Genomic DNA, 17,336 nt, shown 5'->3' with positions numbered 1-17,336 from the left:
CTCTCCTCCCTGATACTTACTAACTAATTGAATGTTTTTTACGATAACATGTAAATGTAATAAGATCGGCTCGATGCTCGCCCTGATATTATATTACCGTATAAAGAAGTTCAAGTTGAAGATAATTTATTCAACAAGAACCCCTAACATCTCACAAAACAAAAAAGATTGAGCATCAACTAACCACTCAATCTTTTACCCATTAAATCTCCTGACAAGCCCAAGCATCCACTTCTATCTTAAGAGAAGGTGAAGCCAAAGCCACTACATAAATCATCGTCATACAAGGCAGATGATCGCCTAAAAACTGCCCCATGATTCGCTTTCTGCTCTCCGCATCGAACTCTCCTACGAGATAAAATACTAGTTTTGTGATGTCCTCCACCGTCATATCTGCCGCTTCTACATTTCGTTTCACATTCTCTAACGCTAATTCGAGCTGCTCAAGCGGGCTCTCCGGAATTGTCCCGTCTACCTCCATTCCCACTTGACCTGATAGGGTTAACCACCGTTGTGGTCCTGTTGTTTCTATTTGATGAGCATAGGGTGCAACTGGCGGGTGAATGGTCTCAGGATTACGTGATGTTCTCATGAATAAAAACCCCTTTTCTGAAAATACAGTCAATTTTTATCCATCATATCAAACTATCTACCGTAATCAGAGTTTTATGCCCATAGTAAACCTGAAGAAACAATCGCAATTGCAACCTATAATTCTTGTCTTCTAAAAAGAAACCATCCAATGAGAAAAAAGAAACCAATCAATACCGATACACCTAGCAAGCTTGTAAGCGCCTGATCCGAATAAGTCCCTCTATGAATCATCTCCTCAGCTGCACTTGTTACGCCTTTAGGTGCAAACTTCCCTAATGTTTCCTCATAAAATGAAGGAACGGTAAATAAAATAAGGTTGATCAAAAGCGATACACCGCCAGCTGTGACGGAACGCGTAAAGAATGCCGAAGCACAAATGGTCGACACGACAATCAGCAATAAGTTTGGATAATAAAGAAGCGTGCCTTTAACCACATTGACCCAATCCACATGCCCAAATTGGATGTCCACATAATAAACGGAGGCAAGCACTGCCACCACCAAACTAAACAAAGTTAAACAGGCATAGGCACATATTTTTGAGGCATAATAACTCATTCGACTGATCGGCTTCACCATAATCATGGCCGTCACACCAGAGGCACGCTCTCCAGCGATCGTCCCCATCACGATCATAATCAGGATAAACACGCCTAGCGAATCAAATTTACTCAATGCACTCGCCAAAGCCTCTCCTGCACTAGGCTCTGGTATATAAAATGTAGATCCTTCAGGTAAATTAGCTGATTTCGACAAAAGATCTGGCAGCATTTTGAGTGTAATAGGCTGTGTGATCATTAAAATCGTAAAAATGATTGGTACAAACAACATTTTATAACTAGTGACTAACTCCCTAAATTCCTTTTTCAACATCATCATGCACTCACAACCTTCATGAAAATATCTTCAAGCGTCAGCTTAGATAGTCGATAATGGAGGAGAACACCGCCAGATTCAGTGATGAGACGAGGCAGCTCCTTCAATGCTATTTGTTGATCGTTCACTCGCACCTGATAAACGCTTCCTGTCTCCATGCATTCCTCCATCCAATCCCGCTCTTTTAACAAAGCCACTAATGTCGTATTCTGTTGTTCTAATTGAAATTCAATCACTGGCTGGATATAGTCTTCTTTGATCTGTTTCATCGAAGAGGACATCTCAATTTTGCCGCTGTTGATCATGATAATATGATCCGCCACACGTTCAATGTCATCTAAAATATGGGTCGACATAAAGATCAGCATCTCATGCTTTAGACGCTCAATCAAAGTCAGGACGTCTTTTCTCCCCATAGGATCAAGTGCCGACACAGGTTCATCTAGAATAAGAACCTTCGGGCTATTGATAAGCGCCTGTGCAATGGCAAGCCTCTGCTTCATGCCTCCACTATAGCTGCCAATGGCACGATCCTTCGCCTCATACACACGGCAAAGCTTCAATAGCTCCTCTGTTTTGGATCGAATAATGTTTTTCTCTAAATGAAATAATCCGCCAACACAATGCATCCACTCCTGCCCCGTCATATCCTGATAAAATGCAGGATGTTGCGGACAATAGCCGATCACATGACTAATGTCATCCATGTCCTTTGTCACATCCATACCCGCCACCTTCACGACACCAGACGTAGGACGAGCAAGCCCCGTCAAAATCCGAATCGTCGTTGTCTTCCCCGCTCCATTGGCTCCTAAAAAGCCAACACATCCAACCTCCCCAACAGAAAAAGAAACATCTTTTAACACTTCATGCCGTCCATACGATTTCGTCAGCCCGTGACACTCCAACATATTCAAGCGAATCCCCCCTACTAAGATTGTTTACGACCAAAAATGAAATACGCAATAGGACCCGCACTCGCCACAAACACAATCACCAAAGCCCAAACCCACTTCACCTCTCCTCTGATCCTCGATGGATCTCTTTTCAGCAAATCAAACAATCCAATCACCATTAAAATCGCTTGCAGCAAAATAAGAGGTAAAATCATCTTCATATCCATCCACGCCACTCCCTTTCAAACGCCAATTTGTTTTGGTATTACTTCTTTTGACGACATGAAGAGAGAATTCGTTCAAATGGATTTTATTTTTATTGGTCGAATGGTCTATAAATATAAAAAAGCCCAGTGAAGGTTATTCACTGGGCTTGCTTGTGATGATCATGACGAATCTCGCAAAATCTTTTCCATTTTCTTTCCCTTAGCTAACTCATCAATCAGCTTATCTAGATACCGAATATTTTTCATGGTTTCTTCCTCAATGTCCTCTACTCGAACACCACAGATGACTCCTTTGATTAAGCTGCGGGAAGGATGAAACTCAGGGGCCTCAGCAAAGAAGGTTTCAATGTCTATCTGTTTATCTACCTGTTCCTGCAGCTCTTCTGGACTGTACCCTGTTAACCAACAAATAATCGTATCGACTTCAGCCTTCGTTTTTCCCTTTCTCTCCGCCTTTGCGATATAGAGAGGATATACTTTTGCAAAACTCATTGTGTAAATTTTATGTTTGGTCATGTGTTTTTCTCTCTTTCTTTATAAAATATTCAAGCTGTATGGCCTTCTCTATATGCTGCTCTCTTAGTATGCCTATTCTCTTTTTATTACCTGCATCTTTTTTGAAAGATCTATATTTATGAAATTGAACGAAACAGAATCCTAGAAATACACAAATCGGTCCTTCGACGGTAGCAGGACCGCCAATCAACAAATAAGAGCTTATAAACAATGCGATATAAACGATGAAGAAAAAAATAATTCCCCGTTTTTCTTGTTTTAAATAATCACTCATCATGATCCCGCTCCTTTGAAAATAAACGATCTTATCGAATCTATCTTTCATTTTATTCAGCTCTTTAGACTCAAAAATACCCCTTTAGACAATTATATCTAAAGGGGTATCAAAAATCCGATTTTATTTAATTACTACTCCACCGTCACACTCTTCGCAAGGTTACGTGGTTTATCCACATCACACCCGCGGTGAAGGGCTGCGTAGTAAGCGATTAGCTGTAATGGGACAACAGATGCAAGTGGTGCAAGTGCTGGGTGTACAGCTGGAAGGATGAAACGGTCGCCTTCGTCTTCTAGGCCTTTTAGTGAGATGACACATGGGTTTGCTCCGCGTGCAACAACTTCTTTGACGTTACCGCGAATGCTGAGGTTCACGTGCTCTTGCGTTGCAAGGGCAATGACCGGTGTGCCTTCTTCAATTAAAGCAATCGTGCCGTGTTTGAGTTCTCCGCCAGCAAATCCTTCTGCTTGAATGTAAGAGATCTCTTTTAGTTTGAGTGAACCTTCAAGGCACACATAGTAGTCAAGTCCTCTTCCGATAAAGAATGCGTTACGTGTCACTGTGAAGAAGTCACGAGCGATTTGTTCCATTTCATCCTTTTGATCGACAAGGGCTTCCATTGCGTTTGCTACAATTCCAAGCTCTTTCACAAGGTCGAAGTCAAGAGATTGACCATTTAATTCAGCTGCAACAGATGCAAGGATCGCAAGAACAGCGATTTGTGCTGTGTAGGCTTTTGTTGAAGCCACTGCAATTTCTGGTCCTGCATGAAGAAGCAATGTGAAGTCCGCTTCACGAGAAAGCGTAGATCCTGGTACGTTTGTGATCGTTAATGCTTTATGACCAAGCTCTTTGACTTGAACAAGTACAGCACGGCTGTCCGCAGTCTCCCCAGATTGAGAAAGGAAGATGAACAACGGCTTTTTCGATAGAAGCGGCATGTTGTAAGAGAATTCACTTGCTACATGGACTTCTACAGGTACTTTTGCCCAGTCTTCAATATATTGTTTACCAACAAGCCCTGCATGGTAGCTCGTTCCACAAGCCACGATGTAAATGCGGTCTGCTTCTGCTACTGCGCTTGCGATATCGCCAGCGACTGACAGTTTGCCGTTTTCGTCTTGATATTCTTGGATGATTTTGCGCATAACAAGCGGCTGCTCATCCGTTTCTTTTAACATGTAGTGAGGATATGTGCCTTTCTCGATGTCGCTTGCATCTAGCTCAGCGATATAAGAAGGACGTGTCATGATATCACCGTCAAGGTTTTTAATAATAACCTCGTCTTTTGTGACAATGACCATTTCTTTATCCATTAATTCCGCATATTCGTTTGTTACTTGAAGCATCGCCATTGCGTCAGAAGCTACAACGTTGAAATCTTCTCCGAAACCAACCAATAATGGGCTTTTGTTTTTCGCCACATAGATTGTTTCTTTGTTTTCGTTATCGAAAAGAGCAATTGCATAAGAGCCTTTTAGTTGAAGAAGCGTTTGACGGAAAGCTTCCTCTGTATCAAGACCTCTGCTGACAAATTGTTCGATGACTTGAACAACAACCTCTGTATCTGTGTCGCTTTTTAGTGTGACGTCTTGTAAATATTCGCGTGTCAATTGTACATAGTTCTCGATGACACCGTTATGAACAAGCGTAAAACGGCCAGAAGCACTTTGATGCGGATGCGCATTTAGATGGCTTGGTACACCGTGTGTTGCCCAGCGTGTATGTCCGATTCCAGCTGAAGATGCTACGTTTGCATCAACAACTTCACGAAGCTCAGCGATACGTCCTTTTTCTTTGAACACATGCACGCCTTCTTCGTTTGCCACAGCGATACCTGCTGAGTCATACCCGCGGTACTCAAGCTTCTCTAAACCTTTTAATAAGATTTCCTTCGCATCATTCTGACCAATATAACCTACGATTCCACACATAAATATTCTTCCTCCCGATCATGTGAAAGGGACAAAGAAAGCCTACTACAATAGAAGGGACATTTCTTCGTCCCTCTCTACATGTTTAATTTGGGAGATCATGTGTATTCCCTTTGTACAAAGAGTCACCTCTTTGCTTTAAAGAAACACTTACGGCTGTGATCTCTTTTTTGATCAGCCGGGAGGCATCCGCCGAAATTTCGATAACCTCCATCCTCGTCAACTAAGCATCTTTCGTCCGATCGCTTAGTTCGGGCGCTATAATTATAAGAGAGTTGCTGAACATCTACCCTGCCTTTCCTGATAGAATAAAAAGCCAGTAACACAAGGATGATTGTACTATAAGGTCTGACCTCCGTCAATCACAATGTAGCGGGGTGATCCCCTTCATTTGAGAAAGTAAGACCTCCATACACTATATGCGATGAGGCTTGTCACGTTCTACCTTTGATGTGCTCTCCTATGTATGAAGGCAACAGTAAATTGCCCTCGCGTATAAGATTCGTACAAATCCATCCATTTATGACGTTTATTCGAAAAAAAAGCAAACCGCTACTAGCGATTTGCTTTCATCTATTACTCAATACCCATTTCTTCCTTCACAACAGCGGTAATTCGAGTCACATATTCATCACATAGTTCTTTTGTTTTCGCCTCTGCCATGACACGGACAAGCGGCTCTGTTCCAGATGGACGAACAAGAATACGGCCGTCACCGTTCATCTCTTTTTCAACCTCTTGAATGACTGCTTTTACTTTTTCATTTTCTTCTACTTTATATTTATCAGACACTTTCACATTCACTAGAAGCTGCGGGAATTTCTCCATTTCAGCTGCAAGCTCTGACAATGTTTTCCCTGTTGCTTTGAGTGTGTTGACAAGCATGATTGCAGAAAGCATGCCATCACCTGTCGTATTATAATCAAGGAAAATCAAGTGGCCTGATTGCTCACCGCCGACATTATACCCATCCTTTTTCATCGCTTCAACCACATAGCGATCACCAACAGCGGTTTGGATGCTCTTAATGCCTTGTTTCTCGAGCGCTTTATAGAAACCTAGGTTACTCATGACCGTGGATACGACAGTGTCATCCTTTAATCGGCCTTCGCCCTTCAAATAACGTGCACATATGTACATAATTTGATCGCCGTCTACAATATCACCTTTTTCATCGACAGCAATCAGACGGTCACCGTCACCATCAAACGCAAGACCAATATCTGCACCCTTCTCTTTCATAAAAGCAGAAAGTGCCTCTGGATGAGTTGAGCCTACACCATCATTGATATTCAATCCATTTGGTGATGTTCCCATTGTGGACACATCTGCATCTAAATCTGCAAATAAATGTGTCGCTAGAGAAGAGGTTGCGCCGTGTGCACAGTCAAGCGCCACGTGGATACCTGTGAAATCCTCGTCTGCTGTCTGCTTCAAGAATTGCAAGTATTTCTGGCCGCCTTCAAAGTAGTCATTTACCGTGCCAAGATCCGCTCCAACTGGGCGTGGCAATTGATCGACCGGCTGATCCATCAGCTGCTCAATTTCATTCTCCTGTTCATCAGACAGCTTAAAGCCGTCACCGCCAAAGAATTTAATTCCGTTGTCTTGAACTGGGTTGTGAGAAGCAGAGATCATGACACCCGCTTCTGCGTCCATTGCTTTCGTTAAATAAGACACTCCAGGTGTTGAGATCACACCTAGACGCATCACTTCAGCCCCAATTGAAAGTAAGCCTGCAACGAGCGCTCCTTCTAGCATATGACCAGATACACGTGTGTCTCGTCCAACGAGTACCTTTGGACGTTCTTTATCCTTCGTGAGCACATAGCCGCCAAATCTCCCAATTTTAAATGCGAGCTCTGGCGTTAATTCGCTATTCGCCACACCCCTTACACCATCAGTTCCAAAGTACTTGCCCATGTTTCAATCGCTCCTTTTTTACCATTCAAGAGGACGATTCGTCCTCTTTTTTATCTTCTTTGATCCGCTGTCTTTGACTTGATTCTTTCTTTGCTTTATCTTGCGTGGTTTCTTCTTTACTCTTCTCTTCCTGCTCATCGTCATCAGAAGATGGCTTCTTCTGATCATTTGTAGACGCTGGCTGATCTTCTGCCTCAGTAGAAGTCAGTTTCACTTTGACCTTTGATCTCGATAATGTCCACGTCACATTTTGAGGACCGTTCACTTGAACTGTGACCTCATGTGTTCCTTCGTTCAAGTCCCCGACATTGATATAGGCTTCAACATCTGAAGCCTTTAGTTTATCAATCGCACTCTTTGATCCCTTTGCTGTTAACGTGAGCCGTCCAGAAGTTGGGCTCACAAAATCAGAGGTAAGATCCTTGCTCAGACCTACGACAGAGATGGGTACATTATCGATCTTTTTTTCTTGCGCTGTTGCAACCTTCACTTTGATCTTCACCGTTTCGGGCGATACCTTTTTCACACCATCTGGCAGAGGAATGTCGGCATCAATTTCCGTATCATCTTTGATCTTGCTTAGGTCCAGCTTGACGCCATCAATAAAATCAAGCGAATCCAGCACTTTTTGAGAGCCGTATACTGTGACCTCACTCGGGCTTGTCTCAATACTTGAGATACTGATCCCATCCGGCAAACTGCCAGTCCGCTCTATTTTAAACGGAACCTTTTTGCTTGGACTTGAGATGGGAACTGTAATATTCACCACAGACGGACTCAATTCGACTGGCAGCTCATTCCCGCTGCTATCATACACAGTGAGCTTCGCTTCCTTTTCAATTTGCTGATCGACATCCTCTAGGTTCACAAATGCTTTAATGACAGAAATTTTGTCGATCACGTCTTTAGAACCTGTAACTGTGACTTTTTTTGGATTCACAATAGGCTGTTCAGGTGAATAGCCGTCTTTGATTTTATTTTGATTATAAAATTCAGTTTCAACAGGAAATTCTGCTGTTGTTTTTTCTTGTATCGTCACCGTCGTCACAGATGGATTGATCGATAGTGTGAGTCCTTTTGATACATCTCTTGCTTTCAGCTCCACTTTATGAGTACCTGTGGATAAATTCTGCATATCTGCATATATTTCAAAGTTCTTTGTTTGTCTTGCTGTTTTCACAGCACTCGTTGACCCTTTAATTGTCACATTGACTGTTTGCGGCACACCAGTAACGACGTACTTCTCGTCATCATAATACGCTTTAACAGGAATGTCAGTTAGGGTTGCTTCATCTGTCGTCGATGTTGGGAAAAAGGATTCACCGATTTTTTTCGGCGTGGGCGCTTGCGCTGAATTGACTGCACCATACAGCAATAAAGCGAAGACCAATGCAAGAAGCTTTACGGCCCAGCGATTATTCAAAATCTTATCCATTTTTCTTGCCCCTCCAATACCATTTGGTCGAGGAAGCATCTTTGCTGTTCTTACTAAATTCAGCAATCAGCATTTCTTGAAGCGCTTCTTCTGTCAATTCTCGGTGGAGATCACCATTTCTTGCGACAGAAATGCCGCCTGTCTCCTCAGAAACGATGACGGTCAAGCTGTCTGTCACTTCGCTAATTCCGACTGCCGCCCTGTGACGCGTCCCAAGTTCCTTAGAGATAAAAGGACTTTCTGACAGCGGTAAATAACAAGCTGCAGCTGCAATCTCATCACGCTTCATAATGACAGCACCATCATGAAGCGGTGTATTTGGAATGAAAATATTAATGAGCAGCTCTGAACTCACCTTTGCATTCAAAGGAATTCCAGTCTCTATGTAATCATTCATCCCAGTATCACGCTCTATTGTCAGCAGCGCGCCGATTCTACGTTTTGCCATATAGTTAATTGCTTTTGTAATTGCCTCGATCGTTTTCTGCTGCTGTTCCTCTACAGGTGTCCCGCTTCTTGAGAAGAAACGGCCGCGCCCAAGCTGCTCAAGCGCTCTCCTTAGCTCTGGCTGAAAAATAATAATGATCGCAAGGAATCCCCACGTAATCGCTTGATCCATCAGCCATTGAAGTGTGTTAAGACCGAGATACGCACTTCCCATCCTGACGAGAACAATGACCACAATTCCCTTTAAAAGCTGAACCGCTTTTGTTCCGCGGATGACCATCATTAATTTATATATCACATACCAAACAACGAGAATATCAACAGCATTACCGAGGTACTGCAAAAAAGGAATATCCCCTAAAGCCATTTCCTCGTCCTCCAGAGTTTTCAGTTATTCTTCGTTTGATGCATTTTTAATAAAAAAAGAACCTATGTGTAAATACATAGCGTGGCTATTATACCACATTTTGTTTCAGCAAGGAAAACAGTTGCCATATATGGCTGGCGTGCTATTGCGCTTACATTCTGACCTATAATATAGAAAAAGAGCAGCCCCTAAAGAGACTGCTCTCGACCCGTATGATTACTTTTGCTCCTCTGGTCCAATGACCCGCATCACATTTTGTGCTGTAGATTTCATTTTGTACCAAATCCAATCAAACACTTCGTTAATTTCATTAATTTGACCAGTGACTTGTCCGGCAGAAGCAGTCAGCTGTTCCCCATTGACGACGGTGACATTTCCATCAACCTTGCCTTCTACAATCAGCTTGCCATTTTTGACAGTGACATCACCTTTTACGGTTTCCCCTTTAGGTACGGTCACTGTATCATTTACAACGACGAGATTCGGCTGTTTTGACACACTGAAATTATGATCGGTATTCCAGCTTGTAAACAGACTACCTCCCATCAAAATGAGAAAGAGGGCAGCGGCCACCATCAGCGGATGAGCTTTGATCCATCTTTGAATCGACACACGCTTTTTTTCCTTAGGAAGACCTGCCATCACCTTTGCAGTGAAATCAGTTGGTGCTTCTATATGAGATGTACTCTGCACAAGCGCGATGGATTTCTCAATTTGTTGATAATGAGTACGGCACTCCTCACACGATTGCAGATGGCTTTTTAATTCTTTTTCGTCTTGGGGCTCAATGTCCCCGTCTAAATACTGATGCATAAGCAGGACGATTTTTTCCTGACAGCTCATCAAAATCACCTCACTCAAAGGTCTCTCAACTGTTTCCGGAGAGCCTCTCTACCCCTGTGTATTCTCGTTTTCACCGTACCAACTGGTATATTTAGGATCTCACTAATTTCTTTTAACGAGAGTTCATCAATATACTTTAATACGATGACCGAACGATATTTATCGGGTAATCTTAGAATTTTTTGCTGAATGGTACTCGATAATTCAAGAGACACCACCTCATCCTCTGGCAAAATGCCATCAGCAGCAATTTGAGAATACATATTCAATCCTTCTGTTCCTGCCACCTCTGCATCTAAATAATAATCCGGCTTTTTTTTGCGAATACGATCGATGGTCAGGTTGGTTGCAATGCGGTACAGCCACGTAGAAAACTTACGATTCACATCAAAGCTTTCAATATTCACATAGGCACGAATAAACGCCTCCTGTGCGATATCCTCTGCTTCGTGTGCATTCCCAAGCATACGGTAGCACAGCTGATAAATTTTGTCTTTATACAGGTCTACGATGTCTGCAAATGCGTTCTGGTCGCCTTTTTTCAATTGCTTAATTCTCTTTTTAATCATTGTGTCCATAGTATATTCAACCTCTGCCTTCACCGGTCTTTATGTATACGAACCTCTTTCCAAAAGGTTTCATTCTCCTCTAAAAAATAGTGTAACAAATTTTTGACAGCGTGTTACGCATATCCACCAGTAAAAACCTTAATATATCCTTAAATTTATCCAAAACAAAAAAGAACGGGAACAAGTCCCGCTCTACAATAGCTTTTCGCCCATTAACGAACCAATCAACGCAACAGCTGCTTCGGCTGTTTTATTTTTTTCATCCAAAACCGGATTCACCTCAACAAATTCAGCTGAAGTCAAAATACCCGCTTCCTCTAAAAGCTCCATGGCTAGATGACTCTCCCGGTAACTGATGCCTCCTGCTACAGGAGTTCCAACACCTGGACACTCGGCTGGATCTAATCCATCTAAATCAAGCGAAAGGTGAACACCATCCGTTCTTTCCTTTAAATAAGAAATGGCTTCCTCCATCACCCTTGTCATCCCTAAACGATCTATTTCATGCATCGTATACACTTTAATGCCTTTCTCTCTAATCAATGCCCTCTCTCCCTCATCTAAAGATCGAGCACCAATTAAAACAACATTCTCAGGCTTCAATTTTGGTGAATAACCACCAATGTTCGTCAAATCAGCATGACCAAGGCCGAGACTGACTGCAAGCGGCATACCATGTATATTTCCAGAAGGAGAGGTCTCCTCTGTATTTAAATCACCGTGTGCATCATACCAAATGACACCTAAGTTTTCATAATGCTTGGCTACTCCCGCAAGTGTGCCAATGGCAATGCTGTGATCACCACCTAAAATGAGCGGGAATGAGCCTGATTGCACAATACTGTCAACCTTCTCAGCCAGCAGCTGATTCGCACCAGCATTCTCCGTTAAATTTTTTAGCTTTTCACTTGTATATAAACCCTTTTCATCATCTCTTTGTTCAACCGGAATATCTCCGAGATCCTCCACATCGAATGAAAGCGATTCCAATTTTTCTTTTACGCCTGCACATCGAATCGCACTCGGTCCCATGTCGACGCCCCTTCTCATTTGACCCAAATCCATTGGAACCCCGACAAGCGTGACTTTCTTTTGCTCTCCCATATGTACATCCCCTTTCCGTTCATGCTTATAGTTTACTTTCTGGATACCTTCTGACTCAACTCAACAATATTTTGAATAGTTATACACTCTGCCTCACCACATAAAAAAAGACACCTTTTTGAAAAAGGTGTCTTAACTGGGCTAGCTGGATTCGAACCAACGCATGACGGAGTCAAAGTCCGTTGCCTTACCGCTTGGCTATAGCCCAAAAATGGTGGAGGGGGGCGGATTCGAACCGCCGAACCCGGAGGGAGCGGATTTACAGTCCGCCGCGTTTAGCCACTTCGCTACCCCTCCACATATGGAATTGATAAAGAAAAAACAGTGCCGGCAAGAGGACTTGAACCCCCAACCTACTGATTACAAGTCAGTTGCTCTACCAGTTGAGCTACACCGGCATATGGTGGAGGATGACGGGCTCGAACCGCCGACCCTCTGCTTGTAAGGCAGATGCTCTCCCAGCTGAGCTAATCCTCCACATTATGGTGACCCGTACGGGATTCGAACCCGTGTTACCGCCGTGAAAGGGCGGTGTCTTAACCGCTTGACCAACGGGCCAATTTGTCAAGTTTGACTGTTTCCTTGAAGCTGACAAAAGTTATTATATACAGGTTGTCCCCCTTTTGTAAAGGGGATTTTTATTTTTTTTATTTTCTAACTATTTACCTTCAATTAGCACCACTTTTTGATTGAAATATAATTTCAGTATTTAAATATAATGTTGAAATTTCATATCATACTGAATATACTGAAAATGAAGAAATAAGGAGGAATGTCGCATGCAGCCATCTCAATTGCGTTCTTTGACAACAGAATCAAGAAACCCTAACACAATGGGAATATCACAAGCTGATCCGCTTGAAATACTCCAGCTGATCAATGAAGAAGATATGAAAGTCGCTCAAGCAGTAAACCGCGTCCTACCACATGTCAAAACCGCAAGTGACTTCGCTTATGAATCCATTTCAAATGGGGGCAGACTCATTTATTTAGGGGCCGGGACAAGCGGCAGACTTGGCGTGATGGATGCTGTCGAATGTCCCCCTACCTATAGCGTCTCACCTGATGTGATTGTCGGCATCATGGCAGGCGGAGACTCTGCTTTTTCACATGCTGCTGAAGATGTGGAAGACAGTGAAGAAGCCGGCAAACAGGATTTAGTACACATTCACCTAACATCAAAAGATACAGTCGTCGGTATCGCCGCCAGCGGCAGGACACCCTACATCATCGGTGCTTTAAACTACGCTAAATCCATCGGCGCAAAAACAGTAGCCCTCAGCTGTAATGAACAATCAAAAATCAGCGAACTGGCAGACTGCGCCATTGAAGTCATTGTAGGACCAGAAGCCATTACTGGATCAACACGAATGAAAGCCGCATCCGCTCATAAAATGATTTTAAATATGCTTTCCACCTCTGTCATGATCAGACAAGGAAAAGTATATGAAAACTTGATGGTTGATGTGAAAGTCAGCAATCATAAATTAAAAGAACGCGCCATCACTATCATTCAACATGTGACAAACGCTTCCTACGAACAAGCCGTGAAAACGCTTGAAGCGGCAGACTTAGAAGTCAAAACAGCCATCGTCATGCTTCAAACAAACACAGACAAGAAAACAGCCAAGGATTTACTCAACAAAGCAAATGGTCATATCGACAAAGCCATCTCACATCATCAATCCTAAAGGAGGCAGAGCTCATGTCAGCAGGTGGACTCACCCTACTTCACACAATGAAAGCAAAGCTCCCCCAATCTGAAAAAATCATTGCAGACTATATCCTTGCCCATCCTGACAAAGTCATTAAAAGCACAGTACACGAGATTAGTCAGGCAGCCGGTGCAAGCAGTTCTGCAGTCATTCGCCTTTGTAAATCTCTCGGTCTAGATGGCTACCACGATTTAAAAATGCGAATCGCTGGAGACTTGATGCACAGCGATAAACAGGGCTACCGTGATATCGAACAAGATGAACCAATTCAATCGATTATTCAAAAAACAGCAGGAAACTCGATTCAATCAATTAAAGATACTGCTTCTATCTTAAATGCAGATGCATTAGAAAAAGCTGTTCAATTACTGCTTCATGCAAACCAAATCCATTTTATCGGCGTCGGTGCATCTGGCATCGTCGCAGCGGATGCCCAGCAGAAATTTCTCAGAATCAATTATGCAGCGACTGCCTTTACTGACATGCACATCGCATCAACGGTCATCGCAAATGCAGGAGAGAATGACATCGTGTTCGGTATATCTTTTTCAGGAGAAACGTTAGACATCATTCAAGCCCTACAGCTCGCAAAAGACAATGGAGTGAAAACCATTGCCTTGACGCACCCAGGCCATACAAGCGTTTCTGCCTTATGTGACGTTCACCTATCGACGTCCGGTTCCAACGAAGCACCTTTTCGCAGTGCAGCCACTTCCTCTAGAATGGCACAGCTATACTTAATTGATGTCTTGTTCCTCAGCTTAGCTTCCCGTCAATATGAAGAGACAGCGCAATATATTGATAAGACAAGACATGCCATCCGCTCCATGAAACGAAAATCAAAGGGGGATTCAACATGAGTCATCAAACGAAATATCAACAGTTGGCGAAAGACATCCTTTCTCTCTGTGGTGGTTCTGAAAACATCTCTTCCCATACACATTGTATGACGCGTCTCCGAATTACATCGATTGACAATGAACAAGTTGACATCAATGCAATCAAAGAACTCGATGGCGTTATTGGAGTCGTTGAGGCAGAAACGCTGCAAATCATCTTAGGTACTGGTGTTGTCAACCAAGTATCAAGTGCATTTGAACAACTGCTAAATGCCTCTGGCACTTATGATTTAAACAACGAAGCACAAAAAAACAAGCAAGCCATTTCACAAAAGAACCGTACACCGTTCAAGCTGTTCTTACGACGAATTGCCAGCATTTTCATTCCTATCATTCCAGCACTCGTTGCATCAGGTCTTATTACAGGGATTACAAAAGCAATCGTGCAAGCAGGCTGGCTTGATGAAAAATCTCAAGCAGCGATTATTTTAACCGTTATTGGTTCAGGGTTGTTCGCATATCTCGGTATATTAGTCGGAACAAACGCCGCAAAGGAGTTCGGGGGCTCTCCTGCATTAGGCGCATTAGCTGGGATCCTCATTATTAACCCAGCCTCCGCAGATATTATGTTATTTGGCACAAATATTCTACCAGGCAGAGGCGGACTTATTGGTGTTCTCCTAGCTGCTATCTTCATGGCACTTGTGGAAACAAGAATCAGACGCTTTGTCCCGCAATCACTTGATATCATCGTCACACCAACCATCACACTACTTATTACAGGCATTTTTACGTACGTTGTCTTCATGCCAGTCGGCGGATTTATATCGGATGCCATTACCTCAGGATTAACTTATCTATTAAATATGGGCGGCATCTTCGCTGGATTTGTTCTTGGTGCGACCTTCCTTCCGCTTGTTGTAACAGGACTTCATCAAGGACTGACACCGATTCATATGGAACTCATCAATTCCATAGGAGATGACCCGCTCTTGCCGATTCTCGCTATGGGCGGTGCAGGACAGGTAGGTGCGGCAATCGCCATTTATATGAAAACAAAAAAGAAAAAACTCAAAAGAGCCATCGCAGGTGGACTTCCTTCAGGGATGCTTGGCATTGGTGAACCACTCATTTTCGGTGTCACACTCCCGCTGGGGCGACCATTTCTCACCGCTTGTCTTGGCGCTGGAATTGGCGGTGCATTTCAAGCATACTTCCAAATTGCAACGAAGGCGATTGGTGTATCAGGTCTCCCATTAACCTTTATTGTTCACACACATCAAATGCTTCTTTACTTAATTGGACTCTTTATTGCTTATGTCGCTGGATTTATTTTCACATACTTATTTGGTTTCCATGATGATATGGCTGTTGAATTTGAGGAAAAATAAGCAATAGGAGGGCTAACTCTTGAAGAAATACTTTCTCTTAATAACAAGTCTGCTCATGCTCCTTGGATTACCAGCTCAAACATTTGCAACTAGCTCCCATCCTGCATCGTCTTTGTCTAAAACAGCACCTGAAGAATATCCCGTCTTAAAAAAGGCAAAACGACCGGAACAAGTTGGTTTTTCTTCTAGGCAGCTTAGGAAGGTTGATCATATGATTCAAAAGGACATCAAAGCAGGATTTCCTGGAGCCGCACTCATCATTATCAAAGACGGAAAAATCGTCCATCAAAAAGCCTATGGCTACAGGCAAAAATACGAAGGAACAACCGAACTCAAATCCTATAAGAAAATGAAAAAGAATACACTGTTCGACTTAGCATCCAACACCAAAATGTATGCGACCAACTATGCCTTGCAAAAGCTTGTCTACGAGAAAAAACTGAATGTGAACGAAAAAATACAAGCCATCCTGCCAGATTTTAAAGATGAACCAGATGCAAAGGTAATCGGCAAAGATCAACTCCGTGTAAAAGATCTACTGACCCATTCAGCCGGACTCCCTTCCAGTGTCTTGTTTTATAGCAAAGAAGCAGCCGGCACCTATTACTCTCAAGATAGAAAAACAACGATGAAATGGCTACCGAAGGTCCCTTTGCAATACAAACCAGGCACCCAGCACATTTATAGTGACATTGATTACATGCTGTTAGGCATGATCATTGAGAAAAAAACAGGAATGCCTCTTGATCAATATGTAGAGTCGACAATCTACCAACCACTAGGTCTCAAACACACCATGTTCAATCCGCTACAAAAAGGTTTTAAACCGAAGCATTTTGCCGCAACCGAACGTTTAGGTAATTCGCGAGATGGTGTCATTGATTTTGAAAACATTCGCAGATACACCCTACTAGGCGAAGTACACGATGAGAAAGCATATTACTCAATGGCAGGAGTCTCTGGTCATGCTGGACTTTTCTCTAACATATCCGATATGGCCGTGCTACTTCAGCTTATGCTGAACAAAGGAGGCTATGGAAAAACCACCATCTTTGATCAAGCTTCTATTGATCTATTTACAGCCTCATCTGATACAAACCCAACATACGGGCTAGGCTGGCGTAAAAACGGTCATACTGACATGGAATGGATGTTTGGAAAATATGCAAGTAACGAAGCCTATGGCCATACTGGCTGGACCGGAACCATGACATTGATTGATCCAAAACATAATCTAGGTATCGTCTTACTGACAAATAAGAAACATTCGCCTGTCGTTTCACCTGAAACCAACCCAAATCAATTTGAAGGTGACCTTTTCCCAACTGGCACTTATGGAAGCATTATGACAGCCATCTATGAATCTTTTAAGTAAAAGGAGGA

Annotated in this window: 17 protein-coding genes and 5 tRNA genes; 4 read left to right on the top strand and 18 right to left on the bottom strand. The window is 42.9% G+C overall.

The genetic code is table 11. The annotated features are described in order from the left end of the window. Window positions 1-202: 202 nt before the first annotated feature. The 18 genes from MHI35_RS01130 to MHI35_RS01045 all read right to left on the bottom strand — a co-directional run bounded on the left by MHI35_RS01130 (window position 203) and on the right by MHI35_RS01045 (window position 12,566). Complete coding sequence (locus MHI35_RS01130) at window positions 203-592, bottom strand: RidA family protein (protein WP_335349341.1); 390 nt, start codon at window positions 590-592, stop codon at window positions 203-205. Window positions 593-708: 116 nt separating this feature from the next. Beyond that, window positions 709-1,473: an ABC transporter permease gene (locus MHI35_RS01125; protein ID WP_335349342.1), complete on the bottom strand. Its 765-nt coding sequence runs from the start codon at window positions 1,471-1,473 to the stop codon at window positions 709-711. Next, complete coding sequence (locus tag MHI35_RS01120; RefSeq protein ID WP_335349343.1) at window positions 1,470-2,387, bottom strand: ABC transporter ATP-binding protein; 918 nt, start codon at window positions 2,385-2,387, stop codon at window positions 1,470-1,472. Before MHI35_RS01120 ends, MHI35_RS01125 begins: the two co-directional genes overlap by 4 nt. 14 nt (window positions 2,388-2,401) lie before the next feature. After that, window positions 2,402-2,593 carry a PLD nuclease N-terminal domain-containing protein gene (locus tag MHI35_RS01115; RefSeq protein WP_003217265.1) on the bottom strand — a complete coding sequence of 64 codons (192 nt, stop codon included), beginning with the start codon at window positions 2,591-2,593 and terminating at the stop codon, window positions 2,402-2,404. A 159-nt stretch (window positions 2,594-2,752) separates the two neighbouring features. Beyond that, entirely contained in the window at window positions 2,753-3,109 is a 357-nt protein-coding gene (locus tag MHI35_RS01110) for a DUF2200 domain-containing protein (RefSeq protein ID WP_335349344.1), read from the bottom strand. After that, window positions 3,096-3,383, bottom strand: coding sequence for a hypothetical protein (locus MHI35_RS01105; RefSeq protein WP_335349345.1), 288 nt, complete (start codon window positions 3,381-3,383; stop codon window positions 3,096-3,098). Before MHI35_RS01105 ends, MHI35_RS01110 begins: the two co-directional genes overlap by 14 nt. Window positions 3,384-3,517: 134 nt before the next feature. Continuing rightward, window positions 3,518-5,320 (bottom strand): glutamine--fructose-6-phosphate transaminase (isomerizing), encoded by a 1,803-nt coding sequence (gene glmS / locus MHI35_RS01100; protein ID WP_335349346.1) that lies wholly within the window; start codon window positions 5,318-5,320, stop codon window positions 3,518-3,520. Window positions 5,321-5,896: 576 nt separating this feature from the next. Continuing rightward, window positions 5,897-7,243 (bottom strand): phosphoglucosamine mutase, encoded by a 1,347-nt coding sequence (gene glmM, locus MHI35_RS01095; protein WP_044139154.1) that lies wholly within the window; start codon window positions 7,241-7,243, stop codon window positions 5,897-5,899. Window positions 7,244-7,268: 25 nt separating this feature from the next. Further along, window positions 7,269-8,678 carry a CdaR family protein gene (locus MHI35_RS01090; RefSeq protein ID WP_211063450.1) on the bottom strand — a complete coding sequence of 470 codons (1,410 nt, stop codon included), beginning with the start codon at window positions 8,676-8,678 and terminating at the stop codon, window positions 7,269-7,271. Continuing rightward, window positions 8,671-9,492, bottom strand: coding sequence for a diadenylate cyclase CdaA (gene cdaA, locus MHI35_RS01085; protein WP_012008741.1), 822 nt, complete (start codon window positions 9,490-9,492; stop codon window positions 8,671-8,673). Before cdaA ends, MHI35_RS01090 begins: the two co-directional genes overlap by 8 nt. A 216-nt stretch (window positions 9,493-9,708) precedes the next feature. After that, window positions 9,709-10,335: an anti-sigma-W factor RsiW gene (gene rsiW / locus MHI35_RS01080; protein WP_144459611.1), complete on the bottom strand. Its 627-nt coding sequence runs from the start codon at window positions 10,333-10,335 to the stop codon at window positions 9,709-9,711. Window positions 10,336-10,349: 14 nt separating this feature from the next. Next, window positions 10,350-10,913, bottom strand: coding sequence for an RNA polymerase sigma factor SigW (sigW, locus tag MHI35_RS01075; protein WP_144522526.1), 564 nt, complete (start codon window positions 10,911-10,913; stop codon window positions 10,350-10,352). Between the two features lie 183 nt (window positions 10,914-11,096). Further along, window positions 11,097-12,008, bottom strand: a complete 912-nt coding sequence (gene rocF / locus MHI35_RS01070; protein WP_211063451.1) for an arginase — start codon at window positions 12,006-12,008, stop codon at window positions 11,097-11,099. Between the two features lie 136 nt (window positions 12,009-12,144). After that, window positions 12,145-12,216, bottom strand: a tRNA-Gln gene (locus tag MHI35_RS01065). 4 nt (window positions 12,217-12,220) lie between these two features. Then, window positions 12,221-12,305 (bottom strand) — tRNA-Tyr (locus tag MHI35_RS01060). Window positions 12,306-12,333: 28 nt separating this feature from the next. Beyond that, window positions 12,334-12,406 (bottom strand) — tRNA-Thr (locus tag MHI35_RS01055). A 3-nt stretch (window positions 12,407-12,409) separates the two neighbouring features. Then, window positions 12,410-12,485: transfer RNA gene (locus MHI35_RS01050), tRNA-Val, on the bottom strand. Between the two features lie 6 nt (window positions 12,486-12,491). Next, window positions 12,492-12,566 (bottom strand) — tRNA-Glu (locus MHI35_RS01045). Window positions 12,567-12,787: 221 nt separating this feature from the next. Between MHI35_RS01045 and murQ the strand changes: the two genes are divergently transcribed. Genes murQ through pbp4b form a run of 4 tightly spaced genes read left to right on the top strand, consistent with a single transcriptional unit; the run spans window position 12,788 to window position 17,328 of the window. After that, window positions 12,788-13,699, top strand: coding sequence for an N-acetylmuramic acid 6-phosphate etherase (murQ, locus tag MHI35_RS01040; protein WP_211063452.1), 912 nt, complete (start codon window positions 12,788-12,790; stop codon window positions 13,697-13,699). A gap of 14 nt (window positions 13,700-13,713) precedes the next feature. Beyond that, window positions 13,714-14,583 carry a MurR/RpiR family transcriptional regulator gene (locus MHI35_RS01035; RefSeq protein ID WP_012008736.1) on the top strand — a complete coding sequence of 290 codons (870 nt, stop codon included), beginning with the start codon at window positions 13,714-13,716 and terminating at the stop codon, window positions 14,581-14,583. After that, complete coding sequence (locus tag MHI35_RS01030) at window positions 14,580-15,953, top strand: PTS transporter subunit EIIC (protein WP_211063453.1); 1,374 nt, start codon at window positions 14,580-14,582, stop codon at window positions 15,951-15,953. Before MHI35_RS01035 ends, MHI35_RS01030 begins: the two co-directional genes overlap by 4 nt. Window positions 15,954-15,972: 19 nt before the next feature. Then, window positions 15,973-17,328 (top strand): penicillin binding protein PBP4B, encoded by a 1,356-nt coding sequence (gene pbp4b, locus MHI35_RS01025; RefSeq protein WP_211063454.1) that lies wholly within the window; start codon window positions 15,973-15,975, stop codon window positions 17,326-17,328. The last annotated feature ends 8 nt before the right edge of the window (window positions 17,329-17,336 follow it).

The organism is Bacillus sp. FSL K6-3459 (assembly GCF_038003305.1).
Classification (GTDB): domain Bacteria; phylum Bacillota; class Bacilli; order Bacillales; family Bacillaceae; genus Bacillus; species Bacillus pumilus_O.
This window is presented reverse-complemented; position numbering and strand designations above follow the sequence as displayed.

Coding starts and splice junctions, on each gene's coding strand:
- MHI35_RS01130 (WP_335349341.1), bottom strand. CDS start 592: ATGAGAACATCACGTAATCCTGAGACCATTCACCCGCCAGTTGCACCC.
- MHI35_RS01125 (WP_335349342.1), bottom strand. CDS start 1,473: ATGATGATGTTGAAAAAGGAATTTAGGGAGTTAGTCACTAGTTATAAA.
- MHI35_RS01115 (WP_003217265.1), bottom strand. CDS start 2,593: ATGGATATGAAGATGATTTTACCTCTTATTTTGCTGCAAGCGATTTTA.
- MHI35_RS01110 (WP_335349344.1), bottom strand. CDS start 3,109: ATGACCAAACATAAAATTTACACAATGAGTTTTGCAAAAGTATATCCT.
- MHI35_RS01105 (WP_335349345.1), bottom strand. CDS start 3,383: ATGAGTGATTATTTAAAACAAGAAAAACGGGGAATTATTTTTTTCTTC.
- glmS (WP_335349346.1), bottom strand. CDS start 5,320: ATGTGTGGAATCGTAGGTTATATTGGTCAGAATGATGCGAAGGAAATC.
- glmM (WP_044139154.1), bottom strand. CDS start 7,243: ATGGGCAAGTACTTTGGAACTGATGGTGTAAGGGGTGTGGCGAATAGC.
- MHI35_RS01090 (WP_211063450.1), bottom strand. CDS start 8,678: ATGGATAAGATTTTGAATAATCGCTGGGCCGTAAAGCTTCTTGCATTG.
- cdaA (WP_012008741.1), bottom strand. CDS start 9,492: ATGGCTTTAGGGGATATTCCTTTTTTGCAGTACCTCGGTAATGCTGTT.
- rsiW (WP_144459611.1), bottom strand. CDS start 10,335: ATGAGCTGTCAGGAAAAAATCGTCCTGCTTATGCATCAGTATTTAGAC.
- sigW (WP_144522526.1), bottom strand. CDS start 10,913: ATGGACACAATGATTAAAAAGAGAATTAAGCAATTGAAAAAAGGCGAC.
- rocF (WP_211063451.1), bottom strand. CDS start 12,008: ATGGGAGAGCAAAAGAAAGTCACGCTTGTCGGGGTTCCAATGGATTTG.
- murQ (WP_211063452.1), top strand. CDS start 12,788: ATGCAGCCATCTCAATTGCGTTCTTTGACAACAGAATCAAGAAACCCT.
- MHI35_RS01035 (WP_012008736.1), top strand. CDS start 13,714: ATGTCAGCAGGTGGACTCACCCTACTTCACACAATGAAAGCAAAGCTC.
- MHI35_RS01030 (WP_211063453.1), top strand. CDS start 14,580: ATGAGTCATCAAACGAAATATCAACAGTTGGCGAAAGACATCCTTTCT.